Genomic DNA, 20629 nt, shown 5'->3' with positions numbered 1-20629 from the left:
TTGCCCCGATCCCGCTTTAGTTAAACAGATGGACCAGTCGATCGGGGGTCTGAGAGCGGGAAAAATACCAGCCCTGAAAGCGATGACATCCCATATCGCACAGGGCTGAAAACTGCGTTTCTTCTTCCACGCCTTCGGCAACAATGTTGATCCCCAGAGCCTGGCACATGGCGATCATCGCGCGGATCGCCATCAGATGATCCGGATTATGTTCCATATCCATCACAAAGGAACGATCGATTTTGACCTCGCCGATCCCCAATTTACGCAGCCCGGTCAGCGATGCCATGCCCGTACCGAAGTTATCCAGCGCGATATTAATGCGCATGTCCCGCAGTGCGGCGAGTTTACGCTGAACGTCATCGATATCGCTGGCCAGCGCTGATTCCAGTATTTCAAAACTCAGACGCTGAGGATCAACGCCGCTGCGGCTCACAATGCGCTCCGTTTGCCGAATAAAGTCACTGCGTTTCAGCTGTCGCGGGCTGATATTGACCGAGACTCGCACCGTTTCCATTCCGGGCTGAGTCTGCCACAGCTTGAGCTGTGCGCAGGTTTTCTCCAGCACCCACTCGCTGATATTCAGAATCAGCCCACTGTTTTCCGCTACGGGTATAAAGGTGGCCGGAGAGATCAATCTACCGTCCGGCGTTCGCCAGCGCAGCAGTGCCTCCAGGCCGGTAACGCTGCCACAGCGGGAAAACTGCGGCTGATATTCAAGGAAAAATTCGTCTTCTTTTAGCGCGCGCCGCAAACCGTTTTCGATAGTATCCCGCTGGCGCTGTTCTTCACGCAGGCGCGTTGACCAGAACATCCACTTGCGCTGATTCTTTTTGGAGTAGTACTGCGCCATATCGGCCTTGTGCATCATTTCGGCGATAGGAGCCAGATCGTGGCGGTAGAGGTAAATACCGATGCTACTGGTGATATTGAGCTGGTTATCGCCAATGATGACATCGTGCTCCAGATTCTGCAGCAGGCGCTCGGCGAGTACGGTCAGTTTGCTGCGCGCTTCCTGATAGCTGTCACCGAGGTCGGTTACCAGAACGGCGAACTCGTCGCCGCCGAGGCGAGAGAGAGCATCGTGGCTGCGAAGGGTCGAGCGCAGGCGCTGAGCGATGATTTTCAGCAGCTCGTCCCCGGCGTTGTGGCCCAGAGTATCGTTAACTTCTTTGAAGCGCGTCAGGTCAAGATAGAGCAGGGCGGAAAACTGCTGCCGATCGGCCTGGCTGCGCGCCTGCTCAATTTTATCGTAAAAACGGTTACGGTTATCAAGTTGGGTTAACGGGTCCTGCCAGGCCAGCTGAAGCATCTCACGCTCGCGGCGCTTTTTTTCGGTAATGTCTTTTGCTTTACCCAGCATCTCCAGCACCGTACCCGAATCGCTGTGACGTACCGCCTTGCCGTGATTAAGTATCCAGCGCTGGCGTCCAATGGGATCGACAACGCGATATTCGCAGTGAAAAAGCGGGGTTTGACCGGAGAGATGATTGAAGAAATTCTGTTTGGCGGCGGCAAGATCGTCAGGGTGAATCAGATTGAACATCGCATCCTGGTGATGCGTTAGCCGGTTATCATCAAAGCCAAACAGGCGGTTCCAGTCCTGATTATGGGAAATAATTCCACTGCCGATATCCCATAACCAAAAACCCTCTTCCGTCAGCTCCAGGGTCTGTTCCAGGCGCCAGCGCGAAAGCGACTCTTCACGCTGGGCCTGAATCTCGGCGGTAATATCCGTGGCGATCAGCAGTTGACCGGGCGTGGCCTGCGGATTGCCGATGGTCACGCATCGGGTGCGTAACCAAAGAGGTGCATCGGCCGTTGACAGATCGAGCTGAGGGCAGTCTTCGGTCAGCGTTTTTGCCAATTGTCCGGTTGCCAGCAGATGATGATAGAGCCGTTCACCCGGATGGTTGGCGAAGGTCAGCGTCAAACCACCGTCAACGATAAAAATCGCATTGCTACTGTGTTCAATAATCTGTTCAAAAATTAAAAAACTTTCTTCAGGAAGGCGATATCGATGCATGATAAACCTGGTCGCGCAGCAGGATAAATTGGCGATGCCGTTGAATGAGCGCCAGCATTATTCAGTCTTTTTTCATGCAAGTCTATCGGGGTGGCGAGAAAAGAAGCACCTGGATAGCCTGCCGAAAGAATTCCCTATTTTATCTCTTAAATTGCTTAAAATTGGTCGAATAATTCAGGGTCAACGGTATTCACCGTATTTATCAATTGTGCTAATGTTTTTTATAGGTGCCGGATTTTGCCACCATAGCTGATTTTAAGGTGTGATGACAAAAAGGAATATCTTATAGCCAATCGGGCCAGTGTTAACTGATTTGTCATGTTAATATGTTTATTCGCCATGTTATCATTGTTTTTAAACTTATTTTAGCGGTATCTGGTGTGAACAGACTGATTAAAACAGGCTGTTAATGATTTTTTCAGGTTAATTATTCTTTATTTAATCGCCGATAACATCAAAGCAAAGATACGTTTTCTTAAAATTTTTGAAAAGGATTTCGCACAGTTTTCTGGCTATAAAACAGGGTGGTTTTGCTCAAACGCTGCGGCTTAACATGAAAAAAAGTTCTGAATCTGGCTCCGAATTTGAAGCCGAAAAACACGCGCGGGTGCCGCTTGATGATGCCCCATTTGCGATTGTGGTACTTGCAGTCACCTCTTTTACTCTTATAATCTTTGTCCTCACCATAACGTTGCTGATGTCGTAAATTTTTCCGGGCGACATCATGACGTGTTGATTATCCTAAGGATTGAGGATTATATGGAATCCAGAGACGATAAATTACTGGCGCTGGTCGGGCTGCTTTCCGCTGGACTGATTACTGTAACGGTACTGTTTACCCTGACCTGGCTTTCCGATGTGCGGTATCCCGCAGAGCAGCCGCTTGATACCCGAACCTGCCCCTCATCTTTGCATCATTCTTCCCGATCCTGATTCTGCTTAAATTTAATTTGCTGGCTGCGCAGTGCTAAAGCGCAGGCTTCATTGACCGTGCGATTACCGTTGGCATCGGGCAGCCCAAACAGTCCCGCCGGTGAGCGACGGTCATCATCCCAGCTGGGATAGTCAACCAGCGGATAGAGTGAAATGCCTTCAACCGCAACGCCCATATCGAGTGCCGCTCGGACTTCTTCACACACCCGATTTAGCCACTCAGCACATTTGATTGCTTCGGCACCGGTTTCTGCCAGCAGAAGGGGGCGCTGGTAGCGTGTGGCGATATCCCGCAGCAACAGATGGAGCGGGCGATAATCGGGGTGATGAGGCTCCAGAGGATCGCCATTGTGGAACCACTGGTGGTCCGGGTACCAGGTCAGGCCAATAATATCCAGTAATTCTTCACTGCCCCCCAGATCGGGAAGGCTGCGCCCCGATATCCAGTCCCACACTTCAAACTGCGCTTCATGCTGCTGCTGTGCTGCACTTTTCGCGGTGCTGGAATAGCCGGATGCTGCAATGTGCACCAGCGGATCGGTAATAATAAATCGGGTTTCCGGCAGTTCGTTACGTATCGCATACATTGCCGCGATCGCAGCCTTAGTGAGCTGCTGCTTAAGCTCGTATCCCCGGCCTGTATCAAACGGGTTAAACCAGGCGATTTCAGCCCCGGCCCAGGACCAGAATGAAATCTGGTTCATCGGCGAGATCAGCGGCTGAGTTTCGCCTTGTTCGCGCAGAAGGCGGGCAAATGCCGCTCCGAAGGCCGCGAAGCGGTCAACAAACTCAGGCTGCCAGATATCCACCCCATCCGGCCAGCCAAAGTGCGCCAGCTCCCATGTCATCTGAATATGGTACTTTCTTGCCGCTTCAAGCTGTGGCAGAAAGCTTTCCCAGCAGTACTTCCCCGGCTGATTTTCAATAAGATACCAGCGTACCCCGTCACGTGCGCTCAGTAGCTGATGCTCAGCCAGCAGGGCATAATCCTTATCCACCAGGGTATCGTGGCCGCTGTTGATCATCAGATCGGCGCGCTTTCCCGGCGATCGGCAGGCACTTGAACCGGGGAAACTGCCCTGGAAAAAACTCTGAAACAGATGCGGATGGTGCCGGGAGCGGGAGGAATCGGTGTCATTACACATGATGCTCTCCTGTTTGCAGAACTGAGCGGAACAATGGGATAAGTCTAGACTAAAAGAGCGACCAGACCGTGGATGAGGGGCGCTGATGAATATGATCTACCGAAACTCCGTTAAGGACAGATGATGAGTGATGTTACCGTTTCAATGCAGCCCGATGTCGACGGATTTACACGCCTCGCCCAGGCCATCAGACCGCTGGTGTCCGGGCATCCTCAGGACAGCGGCATCTATCCTCTTGCTGAAGGACTGGATGCGTTTGCCGCCCGCTATCTGCTGATTGCCATGGCAGAAAAAACGCTGGATATACAATATTATATCTGGGAAAACGACATATCAGGGCAGCTGCTGTTCAGCGCCGTGCTGGAAGCCGCCCGGCGTGGCGTGCGCGTTCGTCTACTGCTGGATGACAACAATACCCTGGGGCTGGACAAGACGCTCAGTGCACTTAACAGCCACCCTAATATTGACATTCGTCTGTTTAATCCCTTTTCATTTCGCACGCTGCGCCTGCTGGGATATCTCACCGATTTCGCCCGGCTTAACCGCCGAATGCACAACAAAAGCTTCACCGTGGACGGAGAAGCCACCATCGTCGGCGGGCGGAACGTAGGTGATAAATACTTTGGTGCCGGTGACGAACCGCTGTTCTCCGATCTGGATGTGCTGGCGGTGGGGCCCGTAGTCGAGGAAGTTGGGGAGGATTTTGAACGCTACTGGCAGTGTCGTTCGGTTGCGCCGTTCAGTACGGTAGTTGATATGGAGCCAGGCTCAGAAGCGGATATCGGTCTGCAAGAGGGGTGGCGAGAAAACGAACAGGTGAAGCACTATTTCACGCGCTTGCAGGAGTCAACGTTTATCACCCGGCTGGAAAGCCGCACGCTGCCGTTTATCTGGGCCAGCAGCCGACTGCTCAGCGACGACCCACGTAAAGGGCTGGGGCGAGCCAGAACGAAAAACCTGCTGCCCCAACGCTTACTCTCTGTGATTGGCCGCCCGCAGGAGCAACTGGACATTATCTCTGCCTATTTCGTTCCGACCCGTGCCGGGGTCGCCCAGCTGCTGGCGCTGGTACGCAGGGGCGTAAAAATTGCCATCCTGACCAATTCTCTGGCGGCCAACGATGTCTCTGTGGTGCATGCCGGCTACGCAAAGTGGCGTAAGAAACTGCTGCGTCACGGTATCGCACTCTACGAACTGAAGCCAACCAGTACGCCTCCGGGCGGCGTGCTGCACGACCGTGGCCTGACCGGGAACTCCGGCTCGAGCCTGCATGCGAAAACCTTCAGCGTGGATCAAAAAACGGTGTTTATCGGCTCGTTTAATTTCGATCCGCGTTCGGCGGTGCTGAACACCGAAATGGGGCTGGTGATCGAAAGCGGTGAGCTGGCGAACAGCATCCATCAAAACCTGCTGGTCAACCTGCGTGAACACGCGTGGACGCTGAGGCTTGATGAGCGGGGAAAAATCAACTGGGTGGAATATCCGGGGGAAGCTGAGGAGGTTGTGCACCGGCATGAGCCACGTACGCGATTTATCCAACGACTGCTGGTCAGGCTGGTGTGGCGTCTGCCGATTGAGTGGTTGCTGTAGCCCGGCTGATGCCGGGCATAAGGATCAGCGCTGGGGCTTGCCGGAAAACAGGAAACGCAGCAGGGGGATACGCAGATGGATCTCATACAGCAGGAATGCGATGCTGAAAACCATCACCAGCCCGATGAAGAAGCCCAGCGTGCTGCTGCCAATCAGCGGCACAACAAAAATACCGTACAGGATGGTCAGCGGATGGTGGACCAGATAGATAAATAACGACGAGTTCACCAGATAGGTGACGCGAGGCGAATGGGAATTCAGCATGCGGTGGCCGAAGGAGAACACCACGTTAACCATCCACAGCCCCATCAGCATAGATGCGATCGTGTCCAGTTCGTACATCCAGCCTTCGCCCGTACTCCACGTCAGATTCGCCACATAGGCAGCAAACGCCAGAGCGGCACCAATAAACGTCCACGGATTCGGCTTCACAAACAGGGCCTTGATTGCCGGATATTTCCACGCCATCGCGCCGAGCATAAAGAAGGGCAGATACATCAGCGATTGCATTACCGCCATATTGAACAGGCCATCGGCGGTCACCTGAGGGGCCACGAACAGAATCACCCGGCGAAACGCCCCCCATCCCAACGCACAAAGCAGGATAACGACGGTTAATTTACCCCAGGTCAGGTCGGAATAGTCTGCTTTTTCCCTTTTACCATCGCGCAGCAATCGGAAAAGCCAGAAGCCGGCAACGGTCAGAACCAGCAGTACCAGCAGGAACCAGAGGTGAGAAATCAGATCCCAGACCAGCGCATTGTACTTCTGGTAGGGACTCATTTTGCTCCAGTCGCCAATCTTACTAGTCAGCTCCTTCAGAATGAAGAACTGAGGTACGGTAATCAGCGGAATAGCGGCCAGCATTGGAATTCCGACACGCTCAACGCGCACCTTCAACCAGTGGCCGGGCGTATAGCGCAGGAAGAGCATGTAGGAGAAATAGCCGGATATGACAAAGAACACCTGCATGCGAAATGCATGGATAAACTCATTGAGCAATGTCAGCCACTCAGACGGAGCCGGACTGTTTACTGACCAGTTTTGTGAAGAATAAATCAGGGACAGATGAAAGGGGACGCCCAATAACATCAGCCAGGCGCGAATCGAATCCAGAAAATATTCTCGTTGTGGTGATTTTTTAGTCATATATGTCCAATTTTCAATGCGTTACAATGCAGGCTCACCCTGAACCGGCCTAAAGCTTGCTGCTTACTTTAATAGAGTAAACACAGGTATACTATCAGTCGAATCTGTATCCGCTAACCACTTGAGAATCCGGCGCTTGCGCGTTCGGAATAGTGGAACAAAAACGCGGTCATGCTGTCGGAATGCTTAATTATCCATTAAGATGTTTAGGATTGATTTTCGCACCCGTAAAGGGGGGGATGTGCTGATTAAAATGAACAAAAAACCAAAACTTATGCAGCTACGTTGGGTTGGTGCTGCGGTTTTGCTTGCGATGTATGCCAATTCGGCATGGGCGTTTAGCATTGACGATGTTGCAAAACAGGCAAAGGATTTAGCCGGTAAAGGTTACGAAGCGCCGAAGAGTAATCTGCCTTCTCAGCTGCGCGATATGAAATATGCCGACTATCAGCAGATTCAGTTCAATCATGATAAAGCCTACTGGGGTAAGCTGAAGACACCCTTTAAGCTTGAATTCTATCACCAGGGCATGTATTTCGATTTGCCGGTCAAACTCAATGAAGTGACCGCCAACAGCGTTCGCGCCATTAAATATTCCCCGGACTATTTCAATTTTGGCAATGTGCCGCACGATTCGGATACGGTGAAAAATCTCGGGTTTGCCGGATTTAAGGTTCTGTATCCGTTAAACAGTAAAGATAAGAAAGACGAGATCAGCAGTTTCCTCGGCGCGAGCTATTTCCGTGTTATCGGCGCGGGCCAGGTCTACGGCCTGTCCGCACGCGGTTTGGCGATTGATACCGCACTGCCTTCCGGTGAAGAGTTCCCGCGCTTTAAGGAGTTCTGGATTGAGCGTCCTAAACCGCAGGACAAGCATCTGGTTATCTATGCGCTGCTGGACTCACCGCGTGCGACTGGTGCTTATCGTTTCCTGATCTCTCCTGGTAAAGACAGCACTGTTGATGTTACTTCCAAAGTCTATCTGCGCGACAAAGTGGGTAAACTGGGCATTGCGCCGCTGACCAGCATGTACCTCTTCGGTGCAAATCAGCCGTCGCCGGTGACCAACTATCGTAAAGAGCTGCACGACTCGAACGGCCTGTCGATTCATGCCGGTAATGGTGAATGGATCTGGCGTCCGCTGAACAATCCTCGTCACCTTGCCGTCAGCACCTTCACCGTGGAGAATCCACGCGGATTCGGTCTGCTGCAGCGTGGGCGTGATTTCAACCTTTACCAGGATCTGGACGATCGCTACGATCTGCGTCCAAGCGGCTGGATTGAGCCAAAAGGCGACTGGGGTAAAGGCCGCATCGAGCTGGTGGAGATCCCAACCACCGATGAAACGAACGACAACATCGTGGCGTTCTGGAGCCCGGAAAGCCTGCCGGAAGCGGGTAAAGAGATGAACTTCTCCTATCGCCTGCACTTCACCCGCGATGAAAATCTTCTGCATTCGCCGGAAACGGCCTACGTGAAAGATACGCTGCGATCTACTGGCGATGTTAAGCAGTCTAATCTGGTACGCCAGCCGGACGGCACCGTTGCCTTTATCGTTGACTTTGTCGGCCCGGAAATGAGCAAACTGGCTCAGGATACACCGGTCACTCCGCAGGTGAGTATCGGTAATAACGGTGAGCTGGTTGAGAACAGCGTCCGCTATAATCCGGTCACAAAAGGCTGGCGCCTGGTGATGCGTCTGCGAGTGAAAGACAATAAACAGCCGACTGAAATGCGTGCTGCACTGGTTAACGGTGATAAGACGCTGACAGAAACCTGGAGCTATCAGCTGCCTGCCAATGAATAAGACAACTGTGATACCCGTTGAATACATTGACGCGCTGCCGCTTCCCCCTGAACGGCAGGGGGAACTGCGTGGTGAAGAGAGCTTCAGCCAGCTGCATTTTGATCTGGCGGGTGAAGTTCCGTCTGAAATCCGTCCCGACGACGTACCTCAGCAGTCGGTAAAGGCACGTGTTGAGATGAGCTGGCCAGAGTCAATTGATGAAGGCCGTCAGTTCTATCAGGATGCGCTTAACCGTACTACGCTCAAGGCGATGCCGCCGCATACTCGTTCGTCGATGTATCCTGAGGAGTGGCGTACTAACCCGGTTGCCAGAGCGTGGGACTCGCTGCGCGGGCGCAAAAGTACTCATCGCTATGCCACTAAGGAAGAGCAAAAGAGCGAAGATAACTGGCGCTATGTCGGCTCCATTCGTCGCTACATTTTGCTGTTCCTCACCGTTTTCCAGACGGTGATTGCGACCTGGTATATGAAGACCATTCTGCCTTACCAGGGCTGGGCGCTGATCGATCCTATGGATATGATCAATCAGAACTGGCAGCAGTCGCTGCTGCAGATCCTGCCGTATGTGCTGCAAACCGGGATTCTGTTCCTGTTTGCCATCCTGTTCTGTTGGGTGTCCGCAGGATTCTGGACCGCGCTAATGGGCTTCCTGCAACTGCTGATCGGCAAGGATAAGTACAGTATTTCGTACAAGACCACCGGCGACGAACCGATCAACCCGGAACACCGTACCGCGCTGATTATGCCGATTTGTAATGAGGATGTGGAACGCGTCTTCGCCGGTCTGCGCGCGACCTGGGAATCAGTGGTGCGCTCCGGAGAACAGCAGCATTACGACGTCTATATTCTGAGCGACAGCTACAATCCGGACATTTGCATGGCCGAGCAAAAGGCGTGGATGGAACTGGTGCGTGACGTCGGAGGGGAGGGGCGTATTTTCTATCGCCGCCGCCGCCGCCGTGTGAAGCGCAAATCCGGTAACATCGATGACTTCTGCCGCCGCTGGGGCAGCCAGTACAGCTACATGGTCGTACTGGACGCCGACAGTGTGATGAGCGGCGGGTGCCTTAATGGCCTGGTGCGAATGATGGAAGCTAACCCGAACGCCGGTATCATCCAGTCTTCGCCAAAGGCTTCCGGCATGGATACGCTCTATGCGCGTTGCCAGCAGTTTGCTACCCGTGTATACGGTCCGCTGTTTACTGCCGGTCTGCACTTCTGGCAGCTGGGTGAGTCGCATTACTGGGGGCATAACGCCATTATTCGCGTTAAGCCGTTTATCGAACACTGTGCGCTGGCTCCGCTGCCGGGCGAAGGGTCTTTCGCCGGTTCGATCCTGTCCCATGACTTCGTTGAAGCTGCGCTGATGCGCCGTGCGGGCTGGGGAGTCTGGATCGCTTACGATCTCCCGGGTTCTTATGAAGAGTTGCCGCCAAACCTGCTTGATGAGCTGAAACGTGACCGCCGCTGGTGCCACGGTAACCTGATGAACTTCCGCCTGTTCCTGGTTAAAGGTATGCACCCGGTACACCGTGCGGTATTCCTGACCGGTGTGATGTCCTATCTCTCCGCGCCGCTGTGGTTTATGTTCCTTGCACTATCAACGGCACTTCAGGTGGTTCACACCCTGATGGAGCCGCAGTACTTCCTGCAGCCAAGGCAGCTATTCCCTGTCTGGCCGCAGTGGCGTCCTGAGCTGGCCATCGCGCTATTCTCGACCACGCTGGTGCTACTGTTCCTGCCGAAGCTGCTGAGCGTAGTGCTGGTGTGGTGTAAGGGAGCGAAACCTTACGGCGGAGCCCTGCGCGTGCTGGCCTCGCTGTTCCTGGAGATGCTGTTCTCTGTGCTGCTGGCACCGGTGCGTATGCTGTTCCATACGGTGTTTGTGGTCAGCGCATTCCTCGGCTGGGAAGTGGTGTGGAATTCACCGCAGCGTGATGATGATGCAACGCCGTGGAGCGAAGCCTTTAAGCGTCATGGTTCGCAGATGCTGCTCGGCCTGGTTTGGGCCGGGGGGATGGGCTGGCTGGATCTGAACTTCCTCTGGTGGCTGTCTCCGATTGTCTTCTCGCTGATCCTGTCGCCGTTCGTTTCGGTGTGGTCCAGCCGTCGTACGCTTGGTCAGGCGTCGAAGCGCGGTAAACTGTTCCTTATTCCGGAAGAGTATCAGCCGCCGCAGGAACTGCTGGATACCGATCGCTACGTGGAGCTGAATCGCGAGCGTGCGCTGGATAACGGCTTTATGCATGCGATGTTCCACCCGTCGTTTAACGCGCTGGCCAGTGCGATGGCAACGTCTCGCCACCTGAAAAGCGATATCCTCGACTATGCGCGTGACCGTCGCGTTGAGCAGGCACTCAGCCAGTCGCCGGCTAAGCTGGATCGCGACAGCCGCCTTGCGTTGCTGAGTGACCCGGTTACGCTTTCGCGTATGCACTATCGTCTGTGGCAGAACGCGGATAAGTATCACGACTGGCTGGATCATTACCACTCGCTGCCGCTCAATCCACTGGCGTTAAATAATGCGAAGTAATTAATTGTATTGCGCCTTACGGGTGCTGCATCAGAAAGCCGGGACAGTGTCCCGGCTTTTTTTCGCTGGCTATCCGAGTATTTACGCATAATTTTCACTGTCGGCTATGGTGTGGCGCAGAACTGTGGGTAAAATAGTGCGTTTTTTACCCTAAAGTGTGATGTGATAAGTATGTTCTTACGTAGTTTAACGGTTGGTTTTTGCGTGCTGCTACTGAGCGGCTGTGGCAGCATTATCAGCAGAGCCGTGCCCGGACAGGGACACGGCAATCAGTACTATCCGGGTGTACAGTGGGACGTTCGGGATACGCCCTGGCGATTTCTGACTATTATCGATCTGCCGCTGTCGCTGGTTGTGGATACGTTATTGCTGCCGGTAGATGCTAAACACGGACCTTACGAATAGCACACCGGGGTTGAGCCTGGCGGAAGCCTATGCCCAGCGGTCGGACTCACTGTTATCATCCTCCCACTCCTCAGCGGCGGCATCGGCCTCTTCACTGCCTTCAGGCGGCACCAGCTGAAATTCGCCCTCATCCCACTCGTGCAGGGTATTTTCAGCCAGCCACTCCTGACGAAGTTCGATCTCGTCGAAGTCACCGTCAAAAATTGCCTGCGCCGCTTCACCGCTGCGCAGCGGCAGGCATTCTCCTTCATCACCTTCGTTGGTGAAAAACTCCACCTGCCACATGATGTCGCCATCCTGCATCACGTATTTCTGCATCGCGAACTGTTCAACGGACGCTTCTTCCTCAATCACTTCCGGATTCGCGGCAAGATACTCTTCGCGAGCGGCGTCGATGGCTTCTTCCAGAGTTGCATAAAGGGTCATGTACTTCTCCTTGCTGGCGTTTAAGTAAAAACATCGTTAAGTGTTGTCGCTGTGCTTCAAGATGCAAGGAGCCGGTGAGGAAATTTTTGCCAGATGTGCTGATGGCGTTGCTGTAGCGCAGCTATCTGCATCCGCAGGCAGCGATGTCTACGCGACTCTGTGCGGTTTATCGGCCGAGCGCACGATTTAAATAAAGGAAAATGCCTGAGAAGTGGTTAATTAGCGCCGCGCACAGTGATGTGCCGCCAGGCGGCCTGCCGCCCCGAACTTTCACTATTTAAGGATGACTGATATGGCAAGGAATTTAACCACGCGTAAACCCTGGCAAAAGAAAAAAGCCGGACTGCTACCTCTGGGACTGGCACTGGTTTCGTTTTCCACACTTGCTGATACCCCGCCATTTTCGCTGGACTCTCCCTGGCTGCTGGGGGACTGGGGCGGGTATCGCCAGAAACTGACCGATGACGGCGTAGATTTTCAGGTGGGTTATACCATGCAATCCGCCGCTAACCTTGCGGGGGGATACCGTACGGCAACCACCATGCGTTATGCCGACCAGTGGACATTTGGCAGCACGCTCGATCTGGATAAATTGTTGAACTGGCAGGGGGGAACCTTCCAGGCCACAATCACCAATCGCTCCGGTGAAAATTTAACCTCTCATATTAACGATCCGCGCACCGGCGGTTTATCCAACGTGCAGGGGATCTCCGCGCGTGGTGATTATCTGCGCCTGACGCAATTCTGGTTAAATCAAAGCCTGTTCAATAACTGGCTGGATGTAAAACTGGGGCGCGTCACCACCAACGAAGACTTTGATACGGCAAAACTGGGGATGTTCCAGAACTGGGCAATGGGGAGCGGACAGCCCGGGCACTGGCGTAACGACCGCTGGTTTAACGCCCCAATATCACAATGGGGCGGAAGGGTGAAACTGAATCTGCCAGAAGATCTTTATCTGCAGGTAGGTATTTATAACCAGAACAAGGTCAACAATACCAAAGCCAACGGCTTCCGTTTCGATATGCGCCACGGCGAGGGAAATCTGGTGCCGATGGAGCTCGGCTGGCAGCCGAAACTGGGGGCTGACAAACTCCAGGGTAACTATCGTCTGGGGGGCTATTACAGCTCAACCAGCGGCGGTAATTACAGCAGCTGGCATGACGGAAAATACGGCAAGACGGATCATGCCTACGGCGGCTATCTGCTCGCTGAACAACGGCTTACCGCGACCGGTGGCGATAATACTCGTGGCCTCGGTATTAACTTCCAGTACATCATGAACGATCACCGAACCTCAAAACTGGATAACTACCAGTCGCTCGCCTTAACCTGGGCCGGGCCGTTCGATGCGCGTCCAAAGGATGAAATTGGTATCGGCATGGCGCGCATCCACGTCAACCACGACTATGCGAAGATGCGCAATGAGCAGAACCAGGACAAGGGCGTTAGCGACTATCACGATATGTCCTATATGCCGCTGCAGAAAGGATCGGAGTGGAACTATGAGGTCTATTACAATGTGAAAGCAACGCGCTGGCTCAGCATTCGGCCTAACTTACAGCTGATTACTAAACCGGGCGGTGTTGATCAGGTGCAGGACGCGTTTGTTGGCGGTATTGCCGGGGACATTACGTTCTAAATCGATAACGGTTTGAGGAGTGCCTGCCAGCCCGGCAACGCGGTCTGGCAGGAATAACGCGACGGGTCAGTAAAGTGAAGGCTCGCCTTCCGGTCGAGTTTTAAAACGGCGGTGCAGCCACATATACTGCTCGGGGGCCATCAGCACGCCGTGCTCCACAATCTTGTTCATCCGTGCGGCGGTGGCGCTTTCATTTTCCAGGGGGATATCCCGTTCTTCCGGCAGGATCACCATCTCATAACCTTTCCCGGACGGCAGACGGCGAGGTACAAAAGGAATGACCGCTGGATTACCGCTGCGGATTAACAGATAGCTGCCTTTCGTTGAGGCGGCCTGCTCCACGGCAAAAAAGGGAACAAACACGCTGCTTTTGGGGCCGTAATCGTGGTCCGGTGCATACCAGATGATGTCGCCATTTTTCAGCGCGCGAATCATTCCCTTAAGATCTTTGCGGTCCAGCATGCTCTTGTTTGAACGCATACGTCCCCAGGTTTGCAGCCAGTCCAGCAGCGCGTTGTCATTTGGGCGATAAACGCCAATACCGGGGTTATGGATACCGAAAATTCGCGCGCCCAGTTCCAGCGTCAGAAAATGCATGCCGATCAGCAGCACCCCTTTTTTGTCGGTTGCGGCTTTCGCGATATGTTCAAGCCCGCTGACCTGAAACCAGCGGCTTACCCGCCAGTCCGGCCAGAACCAGGCCATGCCGGTCTCTATCAGGCCCATTCCCAGTGATTCAAAATTACGGACTACCATCGCTTCGCGTTCAGCTACGGGCATCTCCGGGAAGCAAAGTTCAAGATTACGTCTGGCGACGCTTACGCGGCGTTTAAGAAAGCGCATTGAAAATCGCCCAAGGCCACATCCGATGTAATAGAGCACCGGGTAGGGTAACAGGACCAGAACATAAAGCAGGGCAATACCCAACCAGGTAAACCAATAACGAGGATGCAGCAATGCGCGGCTAAATTGGGGCAGCTGAGTCATGAGTTTCCAGATCGTAAAGGGGGAAATGTTATCCTGTCCATAGGGGTTTATTTATGGCGTATTGTGCCATTTATTGTATATCCCGCGAAATAACGCGCCGTTTGGGTGATTTTTATTCGAAAAACCAGTCACTAATCCCGTCAATGATAGTTAATATTTTCCAGTAATCTCACTCCGAATGCCTGAGTTACTCGATTCCCCACAGGCCGAAAATGGCTGACACCATTCCCGCCTGAATGCGATCATAGCATGTGCCTGCGGTTTTTTCCTGGTACTGAACTTTACGTGATGGACTTTTATCCGACTGAATAGACATGTAAAGTCGATGAGGTATCGGGAACCTGGGAGCTGTACAGGGACAACAGCGGCAAGTGCAATTCGCTACAATTCAGGTATGATAGCGCCGCAAAAATTTCTCTCATTCAGAATTCAGGAACGAACACCATGCCAGTGTTACATAACCTTGTTTCCAATGAAGAGCTGAAGGCACGCATGCTGGCTGAAACCGAGCCGCGTACCACAGTATCTTTCTATAAGTATTTCAACATTGACGATCCAAAAGCCTTCCGCGACGCACTTTATGTTGCGCTAACCAAACTGAAGGTTTTTGGCCGTGTTTATGTCGCCGCTGAAGGCATTAACGCCCAGATCAGCGTTCCGGCCAGCCAGTACGAAACCATGAAATCCACGCTGTATGCGTTCCATGCACAGTTGAATAACCTGCGTATGAACATTGCACTGGATGACGACGGTAAATCCTTCTGGGTGCTGCGTCTTAAAGTCCGCGAGCGCATTGTTGCCGATGGTATTACCGATGATACTTTTGACGCCAGCGACGTGGGTGCCTATCTGAAAGCGGCGGAAGTGAATGCCATGCTTGACGATCCGGAAGCCGTTTTCGTTGATATGCGTAACCATTATGAATACGAAGTGGGTCACTTCGACAACGCGATGGAAATCCCGGCGGATACCTTCCGCGATCAGCTGCCGATGGCCGTGGATATGCTGCAGCAGGACAAAGACAAAAAAATCGTGATGTACTGCACGGGCGGAATTCGCTGTGAAAAGGCCAGTGCGTGGATGCGCCATAACGGCTTTGAGAACGTTTATCACATTGAAGGCGGTATTATTGAGTACGCGCGTCGTGCCCGTGAGCAGGGGCTGCCGGTGCGTTTTAAGGGCAAAAACTTTGTCTTTGACGAGCGTATGGGGGAGCGTATCTCAGAAGATGTGATTGCCAACTGCCACCAGTGCGGCGCGCCGTGCGATACGCACGTGAACTGCCTGAACGACGGATGCCATCTGCTGTTTATCCAGTGCCCGAGTTGCGCAGAGAAATTCAATCACTGCTGTAGCCCGATTTGCATGGAGGAGCTGGCGCTGTCGCCGGAAGAGCAGCGTTCTCGCCGTGCCGGCCGTGAGAATGGCAATAAAATCTTTAATAAATCGCGTGGTCTGCTCAGTACTACGATGCATATTCCTGAAGAGTAATATTCAGTGAAACACCACCTTCCCCGGCGGGGAAGGTGGCGATCTCCGTGCTTACTGACGCACGCCCTCAACGGAAATAATCAACTCAACTTCCTGCGAAGCCGGGCCTAAATCGGATTTGATATTAAAATCTTTCAGCGCAAATTTGCCGGTTGCCTCGAAGCCTGCTCGCTCGCCGCCCCACGGATCTTTACCTTCTCCAGTCAGCTTCGCTTCCAGCTTCACCGGCTTAGTCACGCCGTTCAGCGTCAGATTACCGTCCACGTTCAGGGCATCGCCGTTTTTCGTTACGCCGGTTGAGGTGAAGGTCGCCTGCGGGAATTTACTGGCATTAAGGAAATCGGCACTGCGCAGGTGTTTATCGCGCTCGGCATGGTTGGTATCGACGCTGCCGGTATTGATCGTTACGTTGACTTTATCTTTGGACGGATCGGCCTGATCGTAGGTGAATCCCCCGTCGAAATCTTTAAAGCTGCCGTACAGCCAGCTGTAGCCAAGGTGCTTAATGCGGAACTGAACGAAGGCGTGCTGGCCTTCTTTATCAATTTTATAATCAGCCGCTGCGGCAGTTCCGGCGGTCATCAGCAGTGCGGCGGTGGTTAATCCCAGAATAGTATTCTTCAACACGAGACTTCTCCTTTTCCAAAGGTTAATCGATGCGGGAACCCAGCATCCGTTTCAACGTAATATCTTTATCAATAAAGTGGTGCTTCAGTGCGGCAAACCCGTGAAGCCCTGACAGGATAACCACCCCCCAGGCCAGCCAAAGATGGATATCCCCGGCCAGGTCCGCCTGTTCACCGAGGTCGGAAAACGCGGCAGGTACAGGAACCACGCCGAAGACGTTAATCGGTTTTCCTTCAGCGGTAGAAATCAGATAGCCGCTAAACAAAATAGCAAACAGCACCCCATACAGGAGGAGGTGCGCTGCAATCGCGCTATAGCGAGTGAGGGGCGAGTATGTGCTGAGTGGTTTTGGCGGTGGGGAGACAAAACGCCACACGACGCGGACCAGCATTACGGCGAACAGCACCATACCGATACTTTTATGCAGCTCTGGTGCTTTGTGATACCAGGTATCGTAATAGCCGAGTGTCACCATCCAGAGTCCGAAGGCGAACATGCCATAGACAGCGATGGCCACCAGCCAGTGCAGACTGATGCTCAAAGAGCCATAACGGGTAACGCTATTTTTCCACTGCATAATTCACCGGTTGTCATTTTTTTGTTAAGACTGGCCAGGTGAAAGGTTAAAATCAATAGCTAATTTCCTCTAATGACAAAATATTTTTTTATGTGAAATTATTTGAATATTAATTGCGAAAAACACTCAGTAAAGCAGTTTGTTTTTGCGGGTTAGTAGTGGTTTGTGGCTTTATGGTTGAGTTTTAATCATTTCGATTTTGTAAAAACATATTCTATTTTTTTGTTTATTTTATCGATTAATGTCAATTTTTTGTCATTTTTTGTCAATCATCGCCGATAAAAATATATTAAAAATACTAATATCTTTCTCTTGTGGATAGTTTCAGTGGTGGAAACAACCAGGAAGTGATATTTCGATATTTGTTAATCACACTAACTTTAGGTAATTTGGCTTAAAATGCGGTTAATTTGAAAAATATCGGAATTTTGTATACATTAAAGATACGTAAGCAAGGGTGCCAGCGGTATTCGTTGCTTATCGTCATCTCACATTTCGCTGCGTTATAGCTTTCTTCCCCTTTATGTATTCCTGCTCGATCTGGCGACGAAAGCTATAAGGCTGCTCAATCTACTGCGTGACAGGGAGCGCTATGAGCAACTTATCCGATCACAATGCATCGCAAAAAAAACATTTCTGGCAAAAAAAATCAGCTAAAAAAGAGCTGAGTGTTGACGACATTACCATCGTCGATAAAGACATGCTTAAGCGCGCCGTGGGTGCGGCTGCTCTAGGTAATGCCATGGAGTGGTTTGATTTTGGCGTCTATAGCTATCTTGCCGTAACCATAGGTAAGGTCTTCTTCCCCGGCGGCAGCCCTGCCGCTCAGCTGTTAGCCACATTTGGCGCGTTTGCTGCGGCATTTCTGGTTCGGCCTCTGGGAGGCTTAGTGTTCGGCCCGTTGGGCGATCGCATTGGCCGCCAGAAAGTACTGGCACTGACTATGATTTTGATGTCGATTGGCACATTCTGTATCGGCCTGATCCCCGGGTATGCCTCAATCGGCATCTATGCTCCGGTGCTGCTGCTGCTGGCACGTTTGCTGCAGGGATTCTCTACCGGTGGCGAGTACGGCGGTGCGGCTACTTTTATCGCGGAATATTCTACCGATGAGCGCCGTGGATTTATGGGCAGCTGGCTGGAGTTCGGTACGCTCGGCGGTTATCTGCTGGGAGCTGGGTTGGTAACCTGCCTGACAGCGGCGATGCCTGAGCAGGCACTGCTCGACTGGGGCTGGCGCATCCCGTTCTTTATCGCGGCGCCGCTGGGACTGTTTGGCCTCTATATTCGACTAAAGCTGGAAGAGACCCCGGCGTTTCAGAAGCATATGGAAAAACAGGAGCAGCTTGAACATAGCAAACCGCAGATGGGGCTGTGGGCGATGTTGAAGACTTATAGAGCGCAGATGCTGAAGTGTATTGGCCTGGTGCTGCTGTTTAACGTCTCAAACTATATGCTGACCTCATATATGCCGAGCTATCTGACCGGCATACTCGGTCTGAGCGAGTTAAGCAGCCTGCTGCTTATTCTGGTGGTGATGTTTGTCATGATGCCGCTGACGCTGTTCTGGGGGCACTGGAACGATCGCCTTGGTCGTCGTCCGGTTATCTGGGGCGGTGCGGTTGGCCTGATCCTGTTGGCGATCCCCTGCATGATGTTAATAGGCACGGGGAATATGCTGCTGGTCTTCCTCGGATTGATTATTCTCGGTGCGCTGCATACCTGCTTCAGCGGTTCAATGCCGGCCACGCTACCTGCACTCTTTGCCACCGATATTCGCTACAGTGCGCTGGCGATTGGTTTTAACCTCTCGGTTTCGCTGTTCGGCGGCACCACTCCGCTGGTCACCACCTGGCTGGTGGAGAAAACCGGTAATCTGCTAATGCCGGCATACTACCTGATGGGAGCCGGTGCGATTGGTGTGATTACCGTCTTCACCCTGCGCGAAACGGCACGTAAGCCGCTGCGCGGTTCTGCCCCTTCGGTTGGCAGCCGTGCCGAGGCGCATCGTCTGGTCAATAAGCTGCGCCTGCGTAGTCAGAAAGCGCTGGCGAGCGAAATCAAGAAGTAATGTTCAGCAGAAACTATGCAAATAAAAACGGCTCAGAATTGAGCCGTTTTTTTAGGAAAAACGGGTAAGGCTGAACGGCGTTAAATCAAACTCGCTGCTTTTACCTGCGGCAAACTGTGCTGCAACTTCGCCCAGCACGCTGACGAACTTAAAGCCGTGCCCGCTTAAGCCTGTGATAATCAGCCGGTCAGGGTGGGCAAAGGTATCAATGATGAAGTCCTCATCCGGCGAGTTGTCATAGGTGCAGGACTCACCGCGCAGGCAAACACCAACGCCCGGCAGGAACTGGCGTAAAAAACCAAACAGTTCGCTGCCGTCTTCCGCCACGCTGCCAAACGGTTTACGCTGTTCAGGAGCATCAATCGGCTGCCCGCCTTCGTGTTTGCCAATTTTGATGGCGTTATTATCTGCCGGGAAGCCGTAATAGTGAATGCCGTCCGGCATTTCGGCGGTGAACGCCGGGAACTTGTTGTTCTCACTGTACCGGCCATCCGCCTGGTGCCAGGCAAACACCTTACGCACCGGGGTGACCGGTAGAGAAGGATAAAGCGTTTTGACCCAGGTTCCTGCGCTCAACAGCAGCTTACGTGCCTGATAGACGCCTTCAGGTGTAGTGACCGTCTGCAGGCCATCCTGCTCATCGATCGCAGTGACCTCGCAGTTGAAAAGCTGGGCGCAGCCCGCCTCTTTGGCCAGGCGGATATAGTTTTTAATGGCGAGCTCGGATTTCAGGTAGCCGGAACGCGGCTCAAAGACCCCAATATAGCCCTCAGGCACGCTGATCTGCGGCCAGCGGGAGGTTATCTCATCACCCCGCAGGATCTGCACCTCAAGATTAAACTCGCGCGCGCTGCCGATGACGTTTTGGATGAACTCGGCGTTTTCCGGCCCCAGGTTCAGTACGCCGCTGCGATGCATAATCTGTTCGCCACACTCTTTCTCCAGCGCGTCCCACAGCTGCTGGGCGCGGAGCACCATTGGCACATAGCGTGCGCCCTCACCGTAGGCATGGCGAATCAGACGGGTTTCTCCATGGTGGCTTCCTGCCGCGTGGGGAGGATGGGCGCGGTCAATCATCAGCACTTTCAATCCGGCACGCGTTGCATACCACCCGGCGGCGGCCCCAACGGAACCACTGCCCACCACAATTAAATCGTAAACCATTTTTACCCGGCCTCTGGTTGGAACACTATTCCGTGCAGAATAACAAATTATTGCGG

The 20629-nt window shown here is 53.0% G+C and carries 16 protein-coding genes; 8 read left to right on the top strand and 8 right to left on the bottom strand.

Going from position 1 to position 20629, the window contains the following annotated elements; translation table 11 throughout:
- Positions 1–16 precede the first annotated feature (16 nt).
- Entirely contained in the window at positions 17–2026 is a 2010-nt protein-coding gene (locus JOE09_RS06220) for a putative bifunctional diguanylate cyclase/phosphodiesterase (protein ID WP_205065189.1), read from the bottom strand.
- Positions 2027–2785: 759 nt separating this feature from the next.
- Between JOE09_RS06220 and JOE09_RS06215 the strand changes: the two genes are divergently transcribed.
- Positions 2786–2959: a hypothetical protein gene (locus JOE09_RS06215; RefSeq protein WP_172606586.1), complete on the top strand. Its 174-nt coding sequence runs from the start codon at positions 2786–2788 to the stop codon at positions 2957–2959.
- On the opposite strand, the gene JOE09_RS06210 is transcribed toward JOE09_RS06215, so the two are convergent.
- Complete coding sequence (locus JOE09_RS06210; protein WP_205065188.1) at positions 2941–4104, bottom strand: beta-glucosidase; 1164 nt, start codon at positions 4102–4104, stop codon at positions 2941–2943. The two genes, JOE09_RS06215 and JOE09_RS06210, sit on opposite strands and share 19 nt — an antisense overlap.
- Positions 4105–4227: 123 nt before the next feature.
- On the opposite strand from JOE09_RS06210, the gene JOE09_RS06205 reads away from it, so the two are divergent.
- Positions 4228–5694 (top strand): phospholipase D family protein, encoded by a 1467-nt coding sequence (locus JOE09_RS06205; RefSeq protein ID WP_205065616.1) that lies wholly within the window; start codon positions 4228–4230, stop codon positions 5692–5694.
- Between the two features lie 24 nt (positions 5695–5718).
- On the opposite strand, the gene mdoC is transcribed toward JOE09_RS06205, so the two are convergent.
- A complete protein-coding gene (gene mdoC / locus JOE09_RS06200; protein ID WP_205065187.1) occupies positions 5719–6843 on the bottom strand; it encodes a glucans biosynthesis protein MdoC in 1125 nt (374 codons plus the stop codon).
- A 253-nt stretch (positions 6844–7096) separates the two neighbouring features.
- On the opposite strand from mdoC, the gene JOE09_RS06195 reads away from it, so the two are divergent.
- The 3 genes from JOE09_RS06195 (at position 7097) to JOE09_RS06185 (ending at position 11588) form a co-directional block, all read left to right on the top strand.
- The gene (locus JOE09_RS06195; RefSeq protein WP_205065186.1) at positions 7097–8650 is read left to right on the top strand and encodes a glucan biosynthesis protein G; all 1554 of its coding nucleotides are present in this window, start codon (positions 7097–7099) and stop codon (positions 8648–8650) included.
- Positions 8643–11183 (top strand): glucans biosynthesis glucosyltransferase MdoH, encoded by a 2541-nt coding sequence (gene mdoH, locus JOE09_RS06190; RefSeq protein WP_205065185.1) that lies wholly within the window; start codon positions 8643–8645, stop codon positions 11181–11183. Before JOE09_RS06195 ends, mdoH begins: the two co-directional genes overlap by 8 nt.
- 171 nt (positions 11184–11354) lie before the next feature.
- On the top strand, positions 11355–11588 hold the full coding sequence (locus tag JOE09_RS06185; RefSeq protein WP_105592834.1) for a YceK/YidQ family lipoprotein: 234 nt from the start codon (positions 11355–11357) through the stop codon (positions 11586–11588).
- Positions 11589–11615: 27 nt separating this feature from the next.
- On the opposite strand, the gene JOE09_RS06180 is transcribed toward JOE09_RS06185, so the two are convergent.
- The gene (locus JOE09_RS06180) at positions 11616–12014 is read right to left on the bottom strand and encodes a MysB family protein (RefSeq protein WP_205065184.1); all 399 of its coding nucleotides are present in this window, start codon (positions 12012–12014) and stop codon (positions 11616–11618) included.
- A gap of 292 nt (positions 12015–12306) precedes the next feature.
- Between JOE09_RS06180 and JOE09_RS06175 the strand changes: the two genes are divergently transcribed.
- Positions 12307–13656: a carbohydrate porin gene (locus JOE09_RS06175; RefSeq protein WP_205065183.1), complete on the top strand. Its 1350-nt coding sequence runs from the start codon at positions 12307–12309 to the stop codon at positions 13654–13656.
- A gap of 66 nt (positions 13657–13722) precedes the next feature.
- On the opposite strand, the gene JOE09_RS06170 is transcribed toward JOE09_RS06175, so the two are convergent.
- Entirely contained in the window at positions 13723–14643 is a 921-nt protein-coding gene (locus JOE09_RS06170) for a Kdo(2)-lipid IV(A) acyltransferase (protein WP_205065182.1), read from the bottom strand.
- A gap of 444 nt (positions 14644–15087) precedes the next feature.
- On the opposite strand from JOE09_RS06170, the gene trhO reads away from it, so the two are divergent.
- Complete coding sequence (gene trhO / locus JOE09_RS06165; RefSeq protein ID WP_105592830.1) at positions 15088–16134, top strand: oxygen-dependent tRNA uridine(34) hydroxylase TrhO; 1047 nt, start codon at positions 15088–15090, stop codon at positions 16132–16134.
- A gap of 51 nt (positions 16135–16185) precedes the next feature.
- Here trhO and JOE09_RS06160 read toward each other — a convergent pair whose 3' ends face one another.
- Positions 16186–16758: a YceI family protein gene (locus JOE09_RS06160; protein WP_200546887.1), complete on the bottom strand. Its 573-nt coding sequence runs from the start codon at positions 16756–16758 to the stop codon at positions 16186–16188.
- 25 nt (positions 16759–16783) lie between these two features.
- Complete coding sequence (locus tag JOE09_RS06155) at positions 16784–17338, bottom strand: cytochrome b (RefSeq protein WP_205065181.1); 555 nt, start codon at positions 17336–17338, stop codon at positions 16784–16786.
- A 592-nt stretch (positions 17339–17930) separates the two neighbouring features.
- Between JOE09_RS06155 and proP the strand changes: the two genes are divergently transcribed.
- Entirely contained in the window at positions 17931–19409 is a 1479-nt protein-coding gene (proP, locus tag JOE09_RS06150; protein WP_205065180.1) for a glycine betaine/L-proline transporter ProP, read from the top strand.
- Positions 19410–19460: 51 nt separating this feature from the next.
- On the opposite strand, the gene solA is transcribed toward proP, so the two are convergent.
- Positions 19461–20573: an N-methyl-L-tryptophan oxidase gene (solA, locus tag JOE09_RS06145; RefSeq protein WP_205065179.1), complete on the bottom strand. Its 1113-nt coding sequence runs from the start codon at positions 20571–20573 to the stop codon at positions 19461–19463.
- Positions 20574–20629: the final 56 nt, after the last annotated feature.

Origin of the sequence: Pantoea coffeiphila, assembly GCF_016909495.1 — a bacterium.
GTDB classification, from domain to species: domain Bacteria; phylum Pseudomonadota; class Gammaproteobacteria; order Enterobacterales; family Enterobacteriaceae; genus Erwinia; species Erwinia coffeiphila.
Note: the sequence above shows the minus strand (reverse complement) of the source record. Positions and strands in the feature narration are given on the sequence as shown.